The sequence below is a fragment of the Cetobacterium sp. genome (assembly GCF_048470075.1).
Classification (GTDB): domain Bacteria; phylum Fusobacteriota; class Fusobacteriia; order Fusobacteriales; family Fusobacteriaceae; genus Cetobacterium_A.
On sequence record NZ_DBGBQB010000222.1, the window covers coordinates 1 to 2,222 of the forward strand.

The following is a 2,222-nucleotide window of genomic DNA, read 5'->3' on the forward strand; positions in this document are numbered from 1 at the left end:
TATTAATAAAGCACATTAAAAAAACACTAAAAGATTAAAATTTGAACAAAAAAAATTAAATAAAAACAATATATTGACTAAAAATATTAAAAATATATAAAATGAGTTATAAAAAATTAATAAAACACGAGGGAGAGTAAAAAATGGAGATATTTTATTTTTTAGTTTGTTTAGGTGCATCAATTTTAGGTGCAATTAGTGGTATCGGTGGAGGAGTTATTATTAAGCCAGTTCTTGATGCAATGGGGACAATGAATGTATCAGCAATTAGCTTTTTATCAGGGTGCACAGTTCTTGGAATGACAAGTATGACACTATATCGTAATAGCAAAGCTGGAATTAAACCAGAGAAGAAAAGGGGAACTTGTCTGGCTATTGGAGCATCAGTGGGAGGACTTTTAGGGAAACAGCTTTTTGATTGGGTAAAAGTGGCAAGTGGAGACCCAAATATGGCTGGAGCTGTACAATCTTTTGTTTTAGCAGTTGTAACTGTTGGAGTTTTAATATTTACAATCCAAAAATCTAGAATAAAACCTTTTGATATAGAAAGTGAAGCTGTATCATTGATTATTGGATTTTTTCTAGGAGCATTATCTTCATTTTTGGGAATAGGTGGAGGACCAATTAATCTGATGGTTTTATATCTATTCTTTGGACTTAACTCTAAAGAGGCAGCTATAAACTCAATCTACATCATATTGTTTTCACAAGGTATAAGTGTGGCACAAACTTTATTTAAAGGGATGCCTGAATTTGTTTGGTTAGCATTTGTAATGATGGTTGCAGGAGGAGTTTTAGGAGGTACTGTAGGACCTATAATTTCAAAAAAACTATCTTTAAAAGGTGTGGATAAGATATATCTTTGTATGGTTGTCGGAATAATATTGATAAGTGTTTACAATGGAATGAGCTACTTAGGAGTTCTATAAGTAGTAAAAAAATAAAAAACAATGAGATAGGAGAAAAAAATGAGTATTTGTGCAAAATGTGTGACAAGAGGGTGCTTAACAAAAGATAAAGAGAAGATGCCAAAGGTATTCTGCCCAAGTAGAAATGATGAGATGCAAAACAAAGCTAAAGAATTACATGTGGGAGATGATTTGACGATTGCTATTCAATCAGCTTTGGTAGAGGCTGAAGGAAATACAAATTGGACTCGTGTTCAAGAGATAATAGCTTTTGCAAAAAAATGTGGCTATGAGCGTATAGGATTAGCTTTTTGTACAGGACTACATGAGGAAGCTAAAACTTTTGTAAAGATTTTGGAGCACCACGGGTTAAAAGTAGTTTCTGTAATCTGTAAAAATGGAGCTATATTAAAGGGATTCTTAGGGATACCACAAGAGGAAAAAGAGAGCTATGTAAAAAATGATATAATGTGTAATCCTATTGGTCAAGCTCTGCACCTAAATGAGGAAAAAACAGATTTAAATATTTTATTTGGTCTTTGCGTAGGACACGACACACTATTTATAAAGCATTCAGAGGCACCAGTTACTGTGTTTGCTGTAAAGGATAGAGTGCTATGCCATAACCCAGTGGCAGCGATATATCAAGCTGACGCTTACTATAAGAAAAAATTATTTTAAATAGATATAATAGATGAATTAAAAAAAAACAGCTTAAGCCTATTGAGGCCTAAGCTGTTTTTTACAGATAAGATAGATAAGGTTATCTATTTGCTCTAAAAAGAGATGCAGTATATATAATGAGACCACTCCAAATTAAAGAGAATGTTATTGTATGTACACTTGAAAAATTTTCTCCAAATACGAAGACACCAAGTAGTAAAACCAATGTGGGTGTAAGGTATTGAAAAAACCCAATAGATGATAGTTTTGATAATTTTGCTCCCAAAGAAAAAAGAAAAAGTGGTATTACTGTTACAACTCCTGCTCCCATTAACAATATTTTATCAAAATTTGTTGCCTCTATTCCTTTTCCACCTTTAATCATTAGTAAATATAAAATTGCAATTGGGAAATATACCAGTGTTTCAATTGTTAATGCTAAAATAGGATCAATTTTGATTTTCTTTTTTGCAATACTATAGCCTGTAAAAGTTCCTGCTACTAAAAGAGAGTATAATGGCAATTTTTGATAAATAATGGACATATAGCATACTCCTAATGTAGCTAAAATGATTGCAGTTTTTTGATGTTTACTTAAAGTTTCTTTAAAAATAAATCTTCCAGCAAGAATTAAAAGTAATGGATTAATAA

Annotated in this window: 3 protein-coding genes; 2 read left to right on the plus strand and 1 reads right to left on the minus strand. The window is 31.5% G+C overall.

Translation table 11 applies throughout. From position 1 onward, the window contains the following. Positions 1–143 precede the first annotated feature (143 nt). Entirely contained in the window at positions 144–929 is a 786-nt protein-coding gene (locus ACMOUI_RS07845; RefSeq protein WP_418965172.1) for a sulfite exporter TauE/SafE family protein, read from the plus strand. A 39-nt stretch (positions 930–968) separates the two neighbouring features. Continuing rightward, on the plus strand, positions 969–1,589 hold the full coding sequence (locus ACMOUI_RS07850; RefSeq protein ID WP_418965173.1) for a DUF1847 domain-containing protein: 621 nt from the start codon (positions 969–971) through the stop codon (positions 1,587–1,589). A gap of 82 nt (positions 1,590–1,671) precedes the next feature. On the opposite strand, the gene ACMOUI_RS07855 is transcribed toward ACMOUI_RS07850, so the two are convergent. Further along, positions 1,672–2,222, minus strand: a 551-nt coding sequence (locus ACMOUI_RS07855) for an EamA family transporter (protein ID WP_418965174.1), incomplete at its 5' end; no start/stop codon positions are given.

Excerpts from the sequence above, each read along its gene's own strand:
- ACMOUI_RS07845 (WP_418965172.1), top strand. The coding sequence starts at position 144 with ATGGAGATATTTTATTTTTTAGTTTGTTTAGGTGCATCAATTTTAGGT.
- ACMOUI_RS07850 (WP_418965173.1), top strand. The coding sequence starts at position 969 with ATGAGTATTTGTGCAAAATGTGTGACAAGAGGGTGCTTAACAAAAGAT.